Origin of the sequence: Bremerella alba, assembly GCF_013618625.1 — a bacterium.
Classification (GTDB): Bacteria; Planctomycetota; Planctomycetia; order Pirellulales; family Pirellulaceae; genus Bremerella; species Bremerella alba.
The window spans coordinates 36,827-54,565 of sequence record NZ_JABRWO010000014.1 but is presented as its reverse complement, the minus strand read 5'-3'; the positions used below and the strand labels follow the sequence as shown (position 1 = coordinate 54,565).

At 53.9% G+C, this 17,739-nt stretch carries 14 protein-coding genes, 1 tRNA gene and 1 pseudogene; 7 read left to right on the top strand and 9 right to left on the bottom strand.

The window, feature by feature from the left end; genetic code table 11:
• Positions 1 to 28: 28 nt before the first annotated feature.
• From HOV93_RS21880 to HOV93_RS21870, 3 genes are read right to left on the bottom strand one after another with little or no spacing between them, the layout of a single operon-like run.
• On the bottom strand, positions 29 to 826 hold the full coding sequence (locus tag HOV93_RS21880; RefSeq protein ID WP_207398684.1) for an SDR family oxidoreductase: 798 nt from the start codon (positions 824 to 826) through the stop codon (positions 29 to 31).
• Positions 823 to 1,689, bottom strand: coding sequence for an LOG family protein (locus tag HOV93_RS21875; RefSeq protein ID WP_207398683.1), 867 nt, complete (start codon positions 1,687 to 1,689; stop codon positions 823 to 825). The genes HOV93_RS21880 and HOV93_RS21875 overlap by 4 nt, the downstream gene beginning before the upstream one ends.
• Positions 1,686 to 3,080 (bottom strand): MBL fold metallo-hydrolase RNA specificity domain-containing protein, encoded by a 1,395-nt coding sequence (locus HOV93_RS21870; protein WP_207398682.1) that lies wholly within the window; start codon positions 3,078 to 3,080, stop codon positions 1,686 to 1,688. Before HOV93_RS21870 ends, HOV93_RS21875 begins: the two co-directional genes overlap by 4 nt.
• A gap of 103 nt (positions 3,081 to 3,183) precedes the next feature.
• Between HOV93_RS21870 and HOV93_RS21865 the strand changes: the two genes are divergently transcribed.
• Positions 3,184 to 4,083: a hypothetical protein gene (locus tag HOV93_RS21865; RefSeq protein WP_207398681.1), complete on the top strand. Its 900-nt coding sequence runs from the start codon at positions 3,184 to 3,186 to the stop codon at positions 4,081 to 4,083.
• Between the two features lie 67 nt (positions 4,084 to 4,150).
• Here the strand turns inward: HOV93_RS21865 and HOV93_RS21860 are convergent.
• Positions 4,151 to 5,218, bottom strand: a pseudogene (locus tag HOV93_RS21860) (AMP-binding protein); the annotation flags it as partial.
• 15 nt (positions 5,219 to 5,233) lie between these two features.
• Entirely contained in the window at positions 5,234 to 6,805 is a 1,572-nt protein-coding gene (locus tag HOV93_RS21855; protein WP_207398679.1) for a 1-acyl-sn-glycerol-3-phosphate acyltransferase, read from the bottom strand.
• A 244-nt stretch (positions 6,806 to 7,049) separates the two neighbouring features.
• Between HOV93_RS21855 and HOV93_RS21850 the strand changes: the two genes are divergently transcribed.
• The 3 genes from HOV93_RS21850 (at position 7,050) to HOV93_RS21840 (ending at position 10,840) form a co-directional block, all read left to right on the top strand.
• Positions 7,050 to 8,018, top strand: coding sequence for a proline racemase family protein (locus tag HOV93_RS21850; protein ID WP_207398678.1), 969 nt, complete (start codon positions 7,050 to 7,052; stop codon positions 8,016 to 8,018).
• 63 nt (positions 8,019 to 8,081) lie between these two features.
• The gene (locus tag HOV93_RS21845; RefSeq protein ID WP_207398677.1) at positions 8,082 to 9,320 is read left to right on the top strand and encodes an NAD(P)/FAD-dependent oxidoreductase; all 1,239 of its coding nucleotides are present in this window, start codon (positions 8,082 to 8,084) and stop codon (positions 9,318 to 9,320) included.
• 89 nt (positions 9,321 to 9,409) lie between these two features.
• Positions 9,410 to 10,840, top strand: a complete 1,431-nt coding sequence (locus tag HOV93_RS21840) for a sulfatase (protein ID WP_207398676.1) — start codon at positions 9,410 to 9,412, stop codon at positions 10,838 to 10,840.
• On the opposite strand, the gene mutS is transcribed toward HOV93_RS21840, so the two are convergent.
• Complete coding sequence (gene mutS, locus HOV93_RS21835; protein WP_207398775.1) at positions 10,837 to 13,431, bottom strand: DNA mismatch repair protein MutS; 2,595 nt, start codon at positions 13,429 to 13,431, stop codon at positions 10,837 to 10,839. The genes HOV93_RS21840 and mutS overlap by 4 nt on opposite strands.
• Before the next feature lie 333 nt (positions 13,432 to 13,764).
• On the opposite strand from mutS, the gene HOV93_RS21830 reads away from it, so the two are divergent.
• On the top strand, positions 13,765 to 14,406 hold the full coding sequence (locus HOV93_RS21830) for a hypothetical protein (protein WP_207398675.1): 642 nt from the start codon (positions 13,765 to 13,767) through the stop codon (positions 14,404 to 14,406).
• A gap of 52 nt (positions 14,407 to 14,458) precedes the next feature.
• Here HOV93_RS21830 and HOV93_RS21825 read toward each other — a convergent pair whose 3' ends face one another.
• A complete protein-coding gene (locus HOV93_RS21825; RefSeq protein ID WP_207398674.1) occupies positions 14,459 to 14,716 on the bottom strand; it encodes a hypothetical protein in 258 nt (85 codons plus the stop codon).
• Between the two features lie 75 nt (positions 14,717 to 14,791).
• Positions 14,792 to 14,865 (bottom strand) — tRNA-Val (locus HOV93_RS21820).
• Between the two features lie 280 nt (positions 14,866 to 15,145).
• On the opposite strand from HOV93_RS21820, the gene HOV93_RS21815 reads away from it, so the two are divergent.
• Both HOV93_RS21815 and HOV93_RS21810 read left to right on the top strand, forming a co-directional pair.
• Positions 15,146 to 16,069, top strand: a complete 924-nt coding sequence (locus tag HOV93_RS21815; protein ID WP_207398673.1) for a hypothetical protein — start codon at positions 15,146 to 15,148, stop codon at positions 16,067 to 16,069.
• 69 nt (positions 16,070 to 16,138) lie between these two features.
• On the top strand, positions 16,139 to 17,077 hold the full coding sequence (locus HOV93_RS21810; RefSeq protein WP_207398672.1) for an aldose 1-epimerase: 939 nt from the start codon (positions 16,139 to 16,141) through the stop codon (positions 17,075 to 17,077).
• Positions 17,078 to 17,153: 76 nt separating this feature from the next.
• On the opposite strand, the gene HOV93_RS21805 is transcribed toward HOV93_RS21810, so the two are convergent.
• Positions 17,154 to 17,579, bottom strand: a complete 426-nt coding sequence (locus HOV93_RS21805; protein ID WP_207398671.1) for a hypothetical protein — start codon at positions 17,577 to 17,579, stop codon at positions 17,154 to 17,156.
• Positions 17,580 to 17,739: the final 160 nt, after the last annotated feature.

Genomic DNA, 17,739 nt, shown 5'->3' with positions numbered 1-17,739 from the left:
CGCCGACAGTGGGAGAAGCATTGCCTATTCAGTGAACGCTAGCGTCGGCAAATTGTCCGCCGAAGACCGTACGACCGCCATCAACTGGCAAGCAAACACCCGTCACGAAGGGGCTTTCAACCAAGAAATGGACCGCCTGGGCGATATCCTCTGGTTCGCCCATACGCTTAACGAGCGTCGCATCGATGGCGGCCTGACGCTTCGCGTCGCTCGATCCTTCCGGCAAGAGAACCTGTCCTGGCAACACAGCATTAACGCGAATGGCCGGATTCTCGGCAGCCAGATCGATGGCCAAACTCCTCGTCAACGTTACCAGAACGCCCTTACTGGCAATGTAAGCCGAGAATCCCTTGGCCGGTCGCACCACTGACCAGTCTGCGATGTTCACAATCGCTCCGCCGGTGGCCTGTTCCTGCATTCGCTGGGCGACGAAACGACTACAAAGGAGCACCGAAAACGTATTCACTTGAAACAATGACTCGACGTCGTGCGTCTTCAACTCGTCGAGCGGTGTTGGAAAGAAGATGGACGCAGAGTTCACCAGGACATCGATCCGACCGAAATAAAAGTGGACCTTATCAACCATATCTCTGATCGACGCTTCGCTAGTCAGGTCGGCTTGAAACGCACTAGCCTCGGTCCCCTGCTCTTTCAGGCTTTTGGCAAAGCAATGGGCTTCATCCATAGAAGTATTCGCATGCACCGCAATTCGGTAGCCGCAATCGGCGAGGTGCTGCGCGATCACGCGTCCCACTCGTTTTGCACTGCCGGTAACTAGGGCTACCGGTCGAACGTCGCCGAAAGTTCTTTGCTTGCCGCTAATCATGGCGCGATCACCTTGGCTTCGGGATTCGCTTCGTGGAATTTTTGGATGATCTTCCAGGCCTCGGTCGGCGAGTCGGCGAAGCTCAAGAGATCCATATGTTCATCCCGTATGACCGCTTCATCGGCCAGGAACTCGAAATTGATCGCCTGCTTCCAGTAGTCGCTGCCATACAAAATGATGGGGATGGCCTGCATCCGGTCGGTTTGGCGAAGTGTCAGAGCGTCGAACAGTTCGTCGAATGTTCCAAATCCACCAGGAAACACCACCAAGGCCTTGGCTCGCATGAGGAAGTGCATTTTCCGCATGGCGAAATAATGGAACATGAAGCATAGGCCCGGCGTGATATATGGATTGGGGTGTTGCTCCTCCGGCAAGGTAATGTTTAGCCCGATGCTGGGTGCGCCCACGTCGTAGGCACCCCGATTGCCGGCTTCCATAATTCCGGGACCACCCCCAGTAACGATCACGTGATCGTAGCGATTGTTGTTATAAGAATGCCGTGAGACGAGCGAGGCGAAGTCGCGGGCTTCGTCATAGTATTTCGACTTGGCCAATTGCCGTTCGGCCCGATGAATGGCTCGCTCAAGCTGAGGACGGTCTCCTTCTTGCTCGCGTTGAAGCTTCAATCGGTCGAGTTGTTCTCGGGCTTTCGACTCTTCGACAATCTGCGTTCCGCCAAAGAGGATGATCGTCGAGTTGATCTTCTTTCGCCGCAAGTACAACTCCGGCTTGGTGTACTCTAACTGCATCCGCAAACCGCGCATTTCCTCACTTTGGAGAAAGTCGGTATCCAGCTCTGGCAGAACATAGCTGGGCGAATTCATGATTTGTTCGAGGTTTTCTTCTTCGTGAGGGTTCATCATGTTTGCTCTTCTAATTCGAAAGATTCTCCCATTCGTGGAATGAGCGTGCGAAAGCCAAACCGTCGACGCATCAGGCCTGATAACACTGAGGCACTTTCCGGCTCGCCATGGGTCAGAAAGACTAGTTTCGGTTTCGGAAGTCCCGAAACCCACTGCAACAGTTCACTCTGACCGGCATGGCCACTCAGGCCTGAAATCGACGCCAAGTGTGCGTTCACCGGTACATCCTTTTTATGAATGCGAACGGTCTTCTCCCCTTCCTGGATCCTGCGGCCCAACGTGCCGGCTGCCATGAAGCCACCGGCAAGCAGTGTGTTTTGTGGCCACGGCAGACGTTGCCGCAAGTGAAAAAGTATCCGCCCGCCGGTCATCATGCCAGACGAAGCAATGATAACGGCTGGTCCCTTAACCTTGTTCAGATCCTTCGACTGCTTGGAACTGCGCACCATATGCACGTTCGGAGCATTCAACACGCTCTCCGGGCCGTTCAATCTGCCTTCGGCTAGATCGTGATCTTCGGCGAAATCGCGGAAAATCTCCGTGGCATCGATCGCCATGGGACTGTCTAGGTAAATCGGGATCTTGGGAATCCGACCATCATGCATCAACACCTGAAGCAAATAGATCAGCTGCTGTGATCTTCCGACGGCAAACGAAGCCATCATAATCACGCCTCCGCGTTCGATCGCTTCATTCATCGCTGTTTCCAACGAGTCAAGAACGTCTCCTTCCGGATGATCGCGATTTCCATAGGTGCTCTCGCAGATCAAAAAGTCACAACGCGGCGGTTCGTGGGGGTCGTGATACAGCGGGGCGTCGTAGCGTCCAACATCGCCGGAAAACAGGAGCCTCAGCGGAGGATCCTGATTACGAATCTCGACTTCAATCATGTTCGACCCTAACAGATGTCCGGCGTCGTGAAACCGAATCCAGATTGGGCCGGCCGCCTGGTGCCACTCTGACCTTGGCTTGGCCTTCAACTGCTTGATAGCCTTGCGAGCATCTTGGGGATCGTACAGCGGTAATGCAGGCTTATGTTTCGACAAGCCTTTGTAGTTGAAGTACTCGGCGTCACGTTCTTGGTTCTCAGCCGAATCTAACAGCAAGAGTTCCGTGAGCCGCTTCGTGCCTGGTGTACAAAGAATCGGACCGTGGTATCCATCTTTAACGATTCTCGGAAGATAGCCGGTATGATCGATGTGAGCATGCGTAAGCACGATTCGATCGAGCGAGTCGGCCGCGAATGGAAGCGGATCCCAATTGCGTAGTCGCAACTGCTTGTACCCTTGAAATAATCCACAGTCGATCAAGACCTTTGCATTGTCTGCTTCAAGCAGATATTTTGATCCCGTAACCGTTTCCGCCGCTCCGTGAAACGTCAATCGCGTCATCCGACTACCTCTTGTGCCTGTGTTGCCTGACTTCCACAATCTTTAATCTGAACCACACGCTCACGGTTTACAATGGGACTCCCCCTAACCAGAGAGCCACATCATGTATCGCGACAAAGACTATCTGCTTACCAAAGACGAGTTAATCTTCAACGTCCTGGGAGACCAGCATGACGCGGGATTTGTAACCGCCGGCTTGAAATATGCAAATGGAAAGAAATGGCTCGGCAGCTACCACGACGCGGCCCGCTTCCTGAGCGACTCATTTCCAGCGTACGTCGATGACAAGATTCGTGTCCCCCTCGCCAGCATCCAGCAGCACCTCAAACCTCTAGAGCGTACGCGACACTTATTGGCCGAGTCGGAGCACGATTCCCGACTGCATGCAATGGCTGTCGAGCTAATTCACATCCTCGCTGCGCACTGTGATGTTCCGGCATCAGAAATCGGAATCACCGATTCACTGCTCTGGGGCACTGGCAACGAGAACTCAGACATCGACCTCGTCATCTATGGAAGCGAAGTCGTCACGCGTTTCCTAACCACATCGCACCAGCTATTCAAGTTCGATGACTTCCAGCGCATCGACGAACAATCCGTGCAGCGTCCCCCGGCTGTCGATGATCAGACCTTTGAAGTAATGCTCCAGCGCAAGGGAAATCAAGGATCCTATCGTGGAACACGCTTCAGCATTCGCGGTGTTCTGACCGACGAAGAGGTGTTGTGGATCCCCGAGCGGAAGAATCCATTTATTGTTCAACAACCCCAACAATGCGAGCTTGAAATCAGCGGACGCGATGACAGCTTGCTTTTTCCCTCGCAGTATGAAACTACCATCGGAATTCCGCTTGTCTCGTATCACGCCGGCTACGAGATGAGTTTTCTACCGGGGGACAAGGTTCGCGTGAAGGCCGTGCGAGAGACAAGCGATAATGCAGAACGCCTGTTGGTAGGTTCGGTTTCCGGCCAAGATGAAGTGATTCAGTTGATCAGCCCGGTTTAAAACGGCCACTCAGGGACATATGGGAACATTCACCGCATGTAACCTTTCTGTTATCCCCGAGCAGGTCTTAGGAATCCGAGGTCACCTCATTGGCTTCTTCAATCCAGGCCCGGAGCTGTCGATAATTCGTCTTACCGGTTCCCAGCACAGGAATCTCTTGGACCTTACGGACTTCGTCCAATCGCATAATTCCTTGAAAACCGGCTGCTTTCAAGCAATCGTTGGCTTCGCGCACCGTGATCTCCTGGGTCGTGAAGAGAACAATACATCGTCCACCATCCTGCTCGATCCCTTCGACGGCCACCTTAGGACCTTCCTCGTCGGCCGGAAATCTTTCTGCCAAAGGGGCCTCTAAGGCTGGCAAACTCACCATCTCGCCGCCGATTTTCAGGAAGCGTTTCATGCGTCCACGGAACTGGATAAAGCCATCTTCATCTTTCGAGACAAGATCGCCGGAGTTGTACCACCGGTGGCCATCGAAGTCCAAGAAGGGTTGCGGCTTGTCATGTTTGTAGTAGCCATTAAAGACTGATGCCCCTCGTATCAGCAGCAAGCCGGTCTCTCCTTGCGGTAACGGCTTGTGTGTTTCCGGATGGACAACCACCGTTTCGACGCAATTGATCGACAGGCCAATGGTCCCCGGTTTGTTGTTACCAGGCCGATTGCCAGAGACCACCGGGCTGCACTCGGTAATGCCATAACCTTCCAGCAAGTCCAACTCCGGCAAGATCGCCATCGTTCGCTCGTACAGCGCTGTCGGACATTTTTCCGCCCCCACCAATACGAGACGCAGCGAATCGAGTTCCCCCGGCTCGCTGCTGCTTACGATGTACTGCAAGAAGGTCGGCGTAGCGAACATTAGTGTTGGCTTGTAGGCGGCAATAACCCGGGCCAGCATCCGAGCGTCGGTCGGGTCGGCATGATGGACGACGCGAATGCCAGACAAAATAGGCATCAGCGCAGTGGCCGTTAGACCGAAGCTATGAAACGGCGGCAGGAACCCCAAAAGCGTATCACTGCGGTGGAAGTTCATATGATCGATACCACCCCGCATGTTGGCAATCAAATTTTTGTGCGAAAGGGGCACCGCTTTGGGAAGACTTTCGGACCCCGACGTGAACAGCACCACGGCCGGGTCATCAGCACTGGGCTAGGGCAGATTTCGGAGGAACGAACCAGGGGTAACGTACGTGGCGACAAGCGTCTGCAGCTTTTCCAGGGTCGAGATATCCTCGCGAACATCTTCGAGGAAGAACATCTCGACGTCATCCATTTCGACCCCGATCCGATCCATGAAGCGGCGCGAGGTAATGACGTGCTTAACGCCTAACTTTTCAGACGCGTGCTTAAGCCCCGCAGGCCCGGTCGTCCAATTGAGCATGACCGGTAACTTGCCAGCGATCGACGCTGCCAATAGCACCGAATCGGCCGCAACCGAAGCCGGCAACATGACTCCCACGGCGTCGCCATCGAGTTTGGCAATCCGCTTGGCCAGCAGCGTCGCCCCGATAAGCAGCTTTCGATAGCTCAGGCATCCGGAAAGAGGATCGGCCACAGCAGGGTTGTTTGCGCTTTTGAGGGCACGCCGCACGAACGCCTCGGCAATGGTTTCCGCGAGAACTTCCGGATGATCGGAAGCCGATTTACGAATGTCGTCCCAATGTTCCGGTACTTCCAGCGGCACTTCATCGCTTGATGCCTGGCCCCCTGCTAACAGACACAATTCGCCGACCGTCGCTGGCACGTGATCGCTACGAAACCCGAAGTGTTGCTCTAATTCCAGGGCCAGATCCATGCGTTCCAAGCTATCGAGCCCGATCAGATCGAGCGTTGTGCCAGGTTCTTTCTCATTATGATCAAGCTTTCGATCCAAGCGTTGCTCAAGTATCTCGTAAACCTCGGCGATCACGTCCGGCGAGATCGCGCTCACGTCGATGTCAGACGTTTTATTGACCGAATCGAAATCGAAATCGCGAGGACCCAACAGGTAGCTATACGGCACGTACTTAGGCTCTTCTCCACCGTCGGCGTTGTAGAACGCTTCCAGGTGACGATTCAGTGCCGACTTGCTTTCCATAGGAAGCGAGTCGCGATCGACCGGAACCACTTCGAGCGTCACTTTGCGTTTAGGCAAGAAGAAGACGAGACCCGCGAGAACCCACCCTAGCGATGCCAACGCATTCTTGCCCAGCGTCGGAACGTCGCCTTCCTGAGCACAACCGAACCGACTTCCCCACAAGCCGCGTGTTCGGACAAGGACGACATTCACCTTTTCGACGCGTTCCAGCAACTCATAAGCGATTCGCGCTCCGCCGACGACTTCATATCCCTGTCGCTGCAAACGTCCACTGGGATAAATCAGGAAGTTCTGCCCTTGCTGCAGTTCCCCGGCGACCTTGTCAATTAATTCACTCGTCTTGGCATGGGCATCACGGCTATGGGACTTCAGGTTCGGCACCTCGTACGCGTCAATGATCTTCATAAACGGATAGAAAATCGGGCTCCGGTACGTGTCGGTAAAAACCAACGGACGAAGCGACTTCCCAAATCGAAGATGGCTCAGCACCGTCGGTGGATCGACGAAAGCTGGATGATTCGGCAAAACCAGGATCGGCCCTTCCAAGGCTTCCAGTTTTTCGAGCCCCTTCACTTCCACTTGGTAGCGGCGATGCAGGAGTCTTCGCAGCACGAAATAGAGAAGCGATTGAATCCACATTCCCATAATAGCTGAACCCTTGAATTCGTAGAAACTAGCTTGAGGTCTACGGTTTACGCGTGAAACGTCGAGGTGAGGGGCAATCTTGCAGGAATACGTTTTACCCTGGCAGTGAAATTATTCCGAATTGTGCACATCTATAAAGATCGATCCAGGCATATCCCGCTTCGATTTTCGCTTCCTGCGCCTTATGATATATTTGGATTCATCCCCGATCCCTTTGATTTACGTCCCCTGGAAACCATGCAACATGGCTTTGCCTACTGACCGCGTTGAACTGAGCGTCATCGACTCCCATACCGGGGGGGAGCCTACAAGAACCATTATCGGTGGCGCGCCGGGCCTTTCCACAACAACGATTGCCGAGCAAATTCAGGAACTCCAGAAAGAACACGACTGGATGCGAACATCCTTGACCCACGAGCCTCGCGGGTACGAGGCCATGGTCGGGGCACTTCTGCTGCATCCCCAAAACCCGGAAGCAGTTGCCCGAGTTGTGTACTTTAATAATGTTGGCTATCTCGGAATGTGCGGCCACGGCACGATCGGAGTCGCAGCGACACTTTCCTATTTAGGTAAGATCTCGCCCGGCGAGCACCTACTGGAAACCATTTCCGGTGATGTGGTGTTCACGCTGCATGAAGATAACCGAGTATCGTTTGTGAATGTTCCCAGTTATCGCTACCAGACGAACGTGCCAGTCGCTACGAACAATTTTGGAACCGTAACCGGAGATATCGCATTCGCCGGAAACTGGTTTTACCTGTGCGCCGATCACGGTTTAGAGATTTCACTGAATAACGTCGCCGAGTTGGACAGATGTTGTCGGGAGATTCGCCACACGATCGACTCTCAAGGCATTCACGGAGAAAACGGCGGCCTGATTGATCACGTCGAATTATTTGGCCCGCCTAACCGAGAAGACGCTCATTCAAAGAACTACGTCGATTGCCCAGGAGGTGAATACGACCGTTCTCCGTGCGGTACCGGAACCAGCGCCAAGCTTGCCTGCCTGGCCGCCGCTGGCAAGCTAGAACCTAACCAGGTATGGAGACAAGAGTCGGTCACCGGCAGTCTGTTTGAAGGATCTTACGCCTGGCAAGGCGATAAGATCCTTCCGCGCATCATGGGCGAGGCCTTCGTCACTGCGGAAACGAAAGTCATTATTGACCCGACCGATCCGCTCACGTTCGGCTTTAGCCAAAAGCAATGCCCTTAAAGTACTCGACTCGCATGTTTGCAAACCAGTCGAGAGTTTGATCCCCTCAGAAAGCGTCCCACGTTGAGTAGCTCGACCATTGTGATTGGCGGAGGTGTCGTTGGCACGGCGACCGCATATTATTTAGCCAAGGCTGGCCATAAGGTCACGATCGTAGACCAGGGCCGCCATGGCGGGGCCTGTTCGCATGCGAACTGCGGGTACGTCTCTCCGAGTCATGTTCCGCCGATTCCCAAGCCAGGCTTGATCGGCCCGACGATGCTGTCGATGCTCAGCAGCGAATCGCCGTTCTATATTCGCCCCCGGCTATCCCCATCACTCTGGAGTTTTCTGCTGCGGTTTTGGTGGAATTGCAACGAGTCGCAGATGAAGAAGGCTGCTCGGGGTAAGCATGCATTGCTTGATTCTTCGCGGCAACTCTACGAGGAGTTAATCGAAGGGGAAGGCCTGGACTGCAATTGGGAGAAACGTGGCCTGCTATTTGTCTTTAACGATCAGCACCACTTCGACGAGTTCGCGGAGATCGCTCAGTGGGTAACGGAAGAGTTCGGCGTCATGTCGGTCCCGTATGCCCAAGGAGAACTGCAGCAGTTGGAGCCTGCCCTGAAGGAAACCGTTGCCGGTGCCTGGCATTACCCCAACGATGCCCATCTACGACCCGATCGGCTGCTCAGCTCTTGGAAGGCAATTCTCCAGCGGCTAGGTGTGAACTTTCTCGAACAGCACAAAGTTACCGACTTCCTGGGTGAAGGAGGCAAACTGAAAGCGATACGGTGCGGAAAGGAAGAGTTGACCGCTGATCGCTACGTGGTTGCGACAGGGGCCTGGAGTCCTTTTTTTAACCGGCAACTGGGATGCACTCTGCGAATTCAGCCGGGCAAAGGTTACTCTATCACCATGGCGCGTCCGTCGATCTGCCCCCAAATCCCGATGTTGCTTGAAGAACGCCGCGTTGGCGTGACTCCCTTTCAAGATGGCTATCGGCTGGGTTCGACGATGGAGTTCGGTGGGTACGACGCCAGCATCAATCCCAAACGCTTGGCACTGCTGAAGAAAGGAGCTTCCGACTACCTCAAAGAACCGTTTACGGAAGAGACCTTCGAGCAATGGTACGGCTGGCGTCCCATGACCCCTGATGACCTGCCGTACATCGACTTTGCCCCCAAGTTCAACAATGTACTGATCACCGCGGGGCATAGCATGTTGGGGCTTTCGATGGGGGCCGGCACCGGAAAGCTGGCGTGGCAGATGCTCGATGGATTACCACCCCATATCGATCCAGCCCCGTACCGCCTGCGTTAGTTTGACGCGTCCAAAAACCTAAAGCACAATGAACGTGCTGCTTCGTTTTCATCTGTCCGTTTTTTCTCTCACGCAATGAGATCTTATCCATGCGAACGCTCGCGATCTTGCTTTCTGCCTTGGCGATTCTGCTGGTCCCTCAAACGACGTCAGCCGAACAGCGAAAACCTAACTTCGTTTTCTTCCTGGTCGATGATCTCGGCTGGACCGACCTTGGTTGCTACGGAAGTTCATTTTACGAAACGCCCAACGTCGACAAACTAGCCGCAAGCGGGCTGAAATTCACCGATGCCTATGCGGCCTGCCAGGTTTGCTCTCCGACACGCGCGAGCATTCTCACCGGACGCTACCCTACTCGAACCGGTGTGACTGACTTCATCGGTGCTCCTCAGCCAGAGCGTTGGAACCGCAAGACCAAGATGTTACCGGCACCGTACGAAATGCAACTTGCCCACAACGAAACCACGATCGCCGAGATCCTCAAAAAGAACGGCTACGCAACCTTCTTTGCTGGCAAGTGGCACCTGGGTAGCAAAGAGTACTGGCCTGAGCATCAAGGCTTCGACGTCAACCAAGGGGGCATCGATCGTGGTGGCCCTTACGGCGGCAAGAGGTATTTCTCTCCCTATGGCAATCCACGCTTGGAAGATGGCCCCGACGGCGAACATCTGCCAGATCGCCTGGCCAGGGAAACGGTCAAGTTCATGACCGAGAACAAGGATCAACCGTTTTTAGCTTATCTCTCCTTCTATTCCGTGCATACTCCGTTGATGTCGCGCGAAGACCTCAAGCAAAAGTATCTACAGAAAAAGGAAACGCTCAAACACGGAGAAATCTGGGGAAAGGAAGGCCAGCGGAAAGCGCGTCTCGTTCAGGAGCACGCGGTTTACGCCGGCATGGTCGATGCCATGGACCAGGCCGTCGGCAAGGTGCTCGACGGCGTCGACGAGCTTGGCCTAACCCAAGATACGGTTGTCATCTTCATGTCCGACAACGGTGGCTTGTCGACCTCGGAAGGACACCCGACCAGTAACCTGCCGCTGCGTGCCGGCAAAGGTTGGATCTACGAAGGGGGCATTCGCGAACCCATGATCGTTCGCTGGCCAGGCACTACGAAAGCCGGCACCGAGACTTCGCAGATTGTCAGCAGTGTCGACTTCTTCCCAACCATGCTGCAAATCGCAGGCATCGACGTTCCAAAAAATCTGACAATCGACGGCACGAGCTTCGCGCCGGTTTTGAAAGGTGACGAATTCGAGCGAGGTGCGATTTTCTGGCATTACCCTCACTACGGCAATCAAGGGGGTTCACCATCGTCTGCCGTTCGCGATGGGGATTGGAAGCTGATCGAGTTCTACGAAGATGGCCATCTCGAACTTTACAACTTGTCCGACGATATCGGAGAACAGAACGACCTTACTGCCAAGAAGCCGGACCTCGTCGCCAAGCTACACGCGAAGCTTAAAGCGTGGCGTCAGGAAACCGGGGCGAAGATGCCTACCCATCGCAAAGGTGCCTAGTTCGCCGGCTTCTTCAGTTCACTTTGCCACTGGATCAATTTTTGAAACGCATCCAGTGGCGTCAGGCCACTTAAATCGGCTTGGCGAATCTCTTCGACGACCGGATGTTCGCTCGGTCCGAAAAAGGTCAATTGAAGATCGGTCTTAGGATGCCGGTCTCGCTTGGGTCGGATTTTCGTCTGACCCTCCGGATCTAAATGTTCCTGCTCTAATTGAGCCAAGATCTGCTTGGCACGTTCGTTGACGTCGTTCGGGATACCGGCCAAGCGAGCCACATAAATCCCGTAGCTCTTGTCCGCGGCTCCGGCGACAATCTTATGCAGGAAGATGATCTTGTCGTCCCATTCTTTCACCGCCACGTTCAAGTTCGTCACTCGCTCGAGCGACTGGGACAAGTCGGCAAGCTCGTGATAGTGCGTGGCGAACAACGTTCGGCAACCAATTCGATCATGGATGTACTCAACAATCGACCACGCCAACGAAACACCGTCGTAGGTGCTGGTCCCCCGCCCGATTTCATCCAGTATGACCAAGCTGCGCTCGGTCGCCGTATTGAGAATCCGAGCCGTTTCAGTCATCTCGACCATAAAGGTACTCTGACCACGCGAGAGCTCATCGCTCGCCCCTACCCGTGCGAAGACGCGATCGACGATGCCGACCCGAGCTTCCTTGGCCGGGACAAAGCTCCCCATCTGTGCCATGATCGCAATGAGCCCAACCTGACGAATGTAGGTACTTTTACCTGCCATGTTAGGACCGGTGATGATGGCGATATCATCAACATCCTCACCACCGAGCATCGTGTCGTTAGGGATGAACGTGCCTGCTTCCTCGGTCACGTCCAGCACTGGGTGACGGCCATCGACGATCGCCAGCTCTTTGCCGTCGTCGATCTTGGGACGACAGTAATTGCGATCTCGTGCCAGGTTGCCCAGCGAAACCAACGCGTCCAGGTTGGCCAAAGCCGTCGCCGTACTGCGCAGTCGATCGGCTGCTGCCTGCACCAGTTCACGGAGTTCCGCAAAAATTTCAAGCTCAAGCGTTTTCGCCTTTTCGTCGGCCGACAGAACTTTCTCTTCATACTCTTTTAGCTCCGGCGTAATATATCGCTCAGCATTCTTGAGCGTCTGCTTGCGATGAAAGTACGTGGGGACTTTATCGCGATGGGTATTGGTAATCTCGATGTAGTAGCCGAAGACCCTGTTGAACCCTACCTTCATGTTGGGAATGCCGGACTTTTCGCTCTCTTCGGCCTGATAGTTGGCAATCCACTGTTTCCCACCGGCGGCGAGTCCGCGTAGCTCGTCCAGCTTGGCGTGATAGCCATCTTGGATGAATCCACCGTCGGCCGTTGTCAGTGGACAATCCTCAATCAACGCAGCGGCTAACTTATCGTGCACTTCGGGGCACAGATCGATCTGGCTCTCGATCTGTCCTATCAACTTACTCTTTCGAGATGTCACTTTGGCCTTAATCCGCGGAAGCTTGGCCAGAGTGCGTGCGACAAAACTAAGGTCACGAGGGCTTGCGCGGCCTGTGGTAACACGTGTCAGCAGTCGCTGCAGGTCGTAAACGCCTGCCAATGCATCGCCAAGTGACTCGGACAATGACAGATCGCTCTTCAATTCCTCGACGGCATCGTGACGCTCGCAGATAGGCTCGACCGATGCCAAGGGGCTTCCCAACCAGTCGGCCATCAAGCGACTACCCATCGGCGTCCGGCAACGGTCCAGGACCGAAATCAGGGTCCCATCGCGGCGTTGATCGCGAATAGTTCGGGTTAGCTCCAGCGATCGCCGCGTCGCTTCGTCGATCTCAACGGCGTTGGTCTGTCGGTAGCTGATAAGTGACTGGACATGCTCTAGCGAGCCGCGCTGCGTCTCTTGCAAATAATCGAGAATCGCCCCGGCGGCACGGATCGCCAGGCGGTCTCCCTCTTCGAAGCCGAATCCATCCAGGCTCTTTACCTCGAAGTGTTTCGAAAGCTTCTCGTCTGCCGACTTCCCGCCAAATGCCCAGGCTGGTCGCTGCGTTTGCAGGAATTGCCCATTCATGTGCTTGGGCAGCGCGTCGGTCCCTTCAGAAAGCAAACATTCCGACGGGGCAATTCGTGCGAGTTCGTCGGCAAGTCTGGCCGTCGAGAAAACACCAGCCAGAAAACGCCCGGTCGATAGTTCGATCCAGCTAATGCCGGCGTGGTCGCCATCGCATAAAACGGCCGCCAGAAAATTGCTTTCCTTGGGGCTCAGTAGAGAGTCGTCGGTGAGGGTGCCGGGAGAAAGAATGCGTGTGATTTCGCGTTTGACGATCCCCTTGGCCTGCTTGGGATCTTCCACCTGATCACAGATACCAACGCGGTAGCCCTGCTGGATAAGCTTGGCGAGATATGAATCGAGTTGATGGTGCGGAAAGCCAGCCATCGGTGTGGCGTTCTCTCCTTTGTCCCGGCTGGTCAGGGTCATTCCCAGGACCTTGGAAGCCGTGACTGCATCGTCATTGAACAACTCGTAGAAGTCACCCATGCGGAACAGCAAGATCGCGTCACCACAAGCATTCTTTGCTTCGTGGTACTGCTGCATCATTGGGGTCATCGCCATCTTCACAACCTATCGTTTTCCTACCGATTTCGCTTCAACGCCGGGCGGTCCTTCCTATTACTAGGAAGTCGTTTGCCGGGGCCAAAAGGCCACAAAATTAACATAACAGGCGAAGCCTTAGCGATGCAGGAGGGGCAGACTCAGGAACGAAAGTCGAAGCAAGTGTGAAGAAACGGTAATCCTTCTCTAATTTCGCTGTTTTCGAGCGAACATAAACCCAAAAAGATGCGTTCGGCTAATGGCTCTATCTAAACTCAGTTGCTGTCGGCTTCGGTGAAAAAGATGTGGCCTCACCCAGGGAACGAGTGACTTTAACGGGAGTGCCGAGTGCAAACGATGTCGGACGACCTGATCCGCTTTAAGTGCAAACACTGTAGAAACACGATCAAAGCCAAGGCTAAGTATGCCGGCAAAAAGATCTCGTGTCCCGGCTGCAAACAGGCGATCCGCGTACCTAGTGCAGATGCGGTATCCGATTCCAACGGAAAAAAGAAATCCGAAAAGTCCAACGATAAAGACCGGGGCGACTCGACGGTGATCTTGCGGAACTCACCGGTTGCCACGGAAGCCCAAAAAAGAGAGGGAAAAAAACTCGGCATCAAATTCAACGAAGAGGTTTCCGCACGAGAACTCTCGGAATTGATCGAATGGGAAAAGAAAAACCGGGCCCAGCGCATCAAGGTCGCCAAGAATAAGCTGGAAGCCATGCTCGCCGAGTTGACCCCCATGGAATTCATGGACGAGATGCTCTTGCGGCGACAGACAGGCGTCTTGCTACTGGTCGATGCCGATGAATTTGGCGGCGATCGGGAAAACCTATCCCGTTGTACCGCCAAGATTTTCTCCACCGACGACCTGTCGGAGTCCGATTTGCCGACGATATTGCAACACACATTAGCACAGCTGCATGCCGGACAAGACGTCCCGCAGACCCGGCAGCGGTACAACACTGGGGATGAAGAAGATTAGCTACAGCATCGATACATCGGATGCTGCAGCTTTCGCCCTACCAATTAGCCGTTTAATCTTTCACGGCCAAGTGATCGTACAATTCAGCCATCATTTCGCTGATTTTAACAGCCATCTCATAGGCCTTCGCGTCCAGCAGGATCGCCGGGTGACTGGCGATATGCTCGCTCCAGTTCGCTTCGGTCACGTAGATTCGGTCGACTGCTTCGTGGTTGCCAAAGCTTTCGGGGCCATATTGCTCGGTCAAATCCTCCATCGAGGCGGAGTTTTCTTCGCAAATGGCTGCCAACAATTCTTCGCGTTCGTCCATGTCCGAATGTCCTAATTCACACAAGCAGCGCATAGAAAGACCCATAACTCTCAACGAGTTACGGGTGTAAAAAAGTGGGCGATGAGGGACTCGAACCCCCGACATCTTGCTTGTAAGGCAAGCGCTCTAGCCAACTGAGCTAATCGCCCTGGGATCGCTAAATTTAACAATCGGACTTTACCTTCGTCAACATGACACCCGAATGGCGGGCAAGGGTGCGTTTGGTCGATTATAACTATTAAAATTCCCCATCATGCAGCCCGATCGACCCAAGCAGGGCGATTTACCCGCTCGAACAACCTTTCCAATTCAGCTAATATGCCGGAAAACATTCGATACAAAGGACTTCGGGCTCGCATCTCATGCTCGCCAAGTCGACTATAAAGGGTAGTGTTCGCTCGAAACGGCTGATTTGATCAGGAGTCCTCCTTGATTTACTTGCGAATTATCACCCTCTCGCTCCATCTCATTTTGATGAATCTCGCTTCGGTCGGCCCGCTTTTATCGATTTGGCTCGACGCAAGATCATGCCGGCAAGATAGCGAGGAAATCGCTTCGGTAGGACGCACCATTGGGTGGTGGTCGGTACTCGCCCTGCTTCTGGGCATGGTTATGGGCTTGATTCAAGGAGTCCTGGTTTGGTTGCAGGGAAACGACGCCTACTTTCAGGCCATTGAAAGTATCTGGGACTCGAAGATCATCTTTGGATTCTGGGAAATCGCTTTCTCCCTGGTTTGCACCATTGGCTATCTCGTTTGGTGGAGATATGGAAAGCGTCCCAAGCGTTGGCAACGTTTTCTCTCTCGCTTCCTCGCGATTCTCGCTGCTACGAATCTGCTGTATCACTTTCCAACCCTGTTCACGATTCTCGGGCTCGTGGCTCGCGGGGAAGTCGACGTCGAATCACCGATTGACTCTGGTGAGTTTCGCTCGCTGTTACTCCATGGCGAAGTGATCTGGTTCACACTCCATTTCTGGTTCGCTTCTTTCGCGGTCAGTGGGCTGGTTACCGGCATGCTCTGCCTGAGAAAACTACCTGAAAACCAGCGTGAACCGACGGCCGCAGTCGCGTTTACGATCGCGGTGGTACCGACGCTGCTACAGATTCCAGTCGGATTTGTGTTAACAACCACCTTGAATTCCGCCCAACAATCGCGTTTGATGGGCGGTGATAGCTTGTGCACTGCCATGTTCGCTTTGAGCATCGGATTGGCATTCTGGCTGATGCATCAACTGGCCGGTCTCGCCTTTTTTGATCGCAGCACGCGAAAAGCGAACATGGCCATGATGACACTAGCTGGAACCATTGTTTTGATGACCGCAACGATGCTCTTGAGCCGGGGAGAACTTTAACTTCGCTTTAAGAGCTTTCATCATCGTTCCCAAACCAAAGTTGAGTCACCTAACCAAGAAATCATTTCCATGAGTTTGGAAGTCATTGAAATTCGCGACCAGGCCACCGGATCGTTCGCGAAGATTGCCCCCAGTTTTGGATTCAATTGTTTTCAGTTCGTCGCAAAGATGGACGAGCAAGAGGTCGATGTACTTTGGGCAGCCAAAGATTTCGTCGACGGGTCGGCTCGCCCCTCGAGTAGCGGCATTCCGGTTCTCTTTCCTTTTCCAGGTCGCCTAAAGGGGACCAAACTCATTTGGGAAGACCGCGAGTTCACAATTCCCGAGGGTGACGGACGGGGAAACGCAATTCATGGTTTCGTGTTCAACCGTGCCTGGCGAGTGACCGAGCAAACCGAATCGAAGATCACCGCCCAGTTTCAAGCTTCGCAGGACGATCCTACACTTCTGGAACAATGGCCGGCGGATTTCAAAATCCAAGCTACCTACGAAATCTCAGGCTCGACGCTGACCGGCACTTATCGTGTCGAGAATCCTAGCACCAAGCCACTTCCATTTGGTCTAGGGACACACCCCTACTTCAATGTCCCTATCGGAGGAGAATCGGCCGACGACTGCGAGATTGTCGTACCGTTCACTTTCTCGTGGGAGTTCAAGGAGCAATTGGCCAGCGGCAATCAATTCAACCGCGACTCCGATCCCTTCGATCCCATGTTGTTTAAGGATACTCAGTTCGACAACGGCTTTGGCGGTCTCGAGTGCGAAGACGGTCTCTGCACCACTTCGATTCACGACCCAGGATCGGGGCGAACGATCGAGCAGCAGTTCGACGATCAATTCGAGTCGGTCGTTCTCTACAATCCAGGGCATCGCGAAGCTTTCTGCATCGAGCCATATACCTGCATTCCCGATGCGTTCCAGCTACGGCGACAAGGCTACGACGGTGGCCTTCGTGTCTTAGCAGGGGGTGACGCTTTCGAAACGACCGTCCGCATTCGCGTGAAGTAGTAAGCAGAACGATCAGTGCATGAAAAAAGCCCCGCACAACAGGCGGGGCTTTTTTTGAATCGTTTCAAACTGAAGATTACTTTTCAGTTTCGACGTCGGTACCTTCAGCGGCTGGAAGCTTACCGGCGGCGATCTTCTCGCCGAAAGTTTCTCCCGACTTGGACTTTTCTTTGGCGACTTTGTCCAAAGCAGCGAAGAGTTCTTCCTGGACCTTTTCAGGCTCTTCCTTACGACGCTTAGCGCCGTATTCGGACTTGTCCAGCAGTTCGCCAAGAGCGATTCCGTATTCGTTTCGGATCTTCTTGCTCTTACCACCATGGCAAAGGTTACACTTGGCTTCCTTGACCACTACAGCCAATTCCTTCTCGGAATCAGTGGTAGGTTCAGCAACATTGTACTTCTCGACAAATGCGTCTGCGAAAGCTTTAACCGCATAAGCCGGAGTAGCATAGTAAGAAGAGGCAGCAACAACAGCCACCAAACACAACGCAATTTTCTTCATGAATCGTCTCTCCAAGCAAAGTACACCCGCCGACGAGTCCGTTTGGAAATCATACCGTCGCAGGTGGGATATTCGACGGCGGGAAGATAGTAGTTTCTGTAGAACTCAACCTACCCTACTAGTTAAGCTTGCCAAGATTAACGTGTCAAGCAAGCGAGTT

What these genes read in the sequence shown, in the direction of transcription:
- HOV93_RS21880 (WP_207398684.1), bottom strand. Translation starts at nt 826, where the DNA reads ATGATTAGCGGCAAGCAAAGAACTTTCGGCGACGTTCGACCGGTAGCC.
- HOV93_RS21875 (WP_207398683.1), bottom strand. Translation starts at nt 1,689, where the DNA reads ATGATGAACCCTCACGAAGAAGAAAACCTCGAACAAATCATGAATTCG.
- HOV93_RS21870 (WP_207398682.1), bottom strand. Translation starts at nt 3,080, where the DNA reads ATGACGCGATTGACGTTTCACGGAGCGGCGGAAACGGTTACGGGATCA.
- HOV93_RS21865 (WP_207398681.1), top strand. Translation starts at nt 3,184, where the DNA reads ATGTATCGCGACAAAGACTATCTGCTTACCAAAGACGAGTTAATCTTC.
- HOV93_RS21855 (WP_207398679.1), bottom strand. Translation starts at nt 6,805, where the DNA reads ATGGGAATGTGGATTCAATCGCTTCTCTATTTCGTGCTGCGAAGACTC.
- HOV93_RS21850 (WP_207398678.1), top strand. Translation starts at nt 7,050, where the DNA reads ATGGCTTTGCCTACTGACCGCGTTGAACTGAGCGTCATCGACTCCCAT.
- HOV93_RS21840 (WP_207398676.1), top strand. Translation starts at nt 9,410, where the DNA reads ATGCGAACGCTCGCGATCTTGCTTTCTGCCTTGGCGATTCTGCTGGTC.
- mutS (WP_207398775.1), bottom strand. Translation starts at nt 13,431, where the DNA reads ATGACCCCAATGATGCAGCAGTACCACGAAGCAAAGAATGCTTGTGGT.
- HOV93_RS21825 (WP_207398674.1), bottom strand. Translation starts at nt 14,716, where the DNA reads ATGGACGAACGCGAAGAATTGTTGGCAGCCATTTGCGAAGAAAACTCC.
- HOV93_RS21810 (WP_207398672.1), top strand. Translation starts at nt 16,139, where the DNA reads ATGAGTTTGGAAGTCATTGAAATTCGCGACCAGGCCACCGGATCGTTC.
- HOV93_RS21805 (WP_207398671.1), bottom strand. Translation starts at nt 17,579, where the DNA reads ATGAAGAAAATTGCGTTGTGTTTGGTGGCTGTTGTTGCTGCCTCTTCT.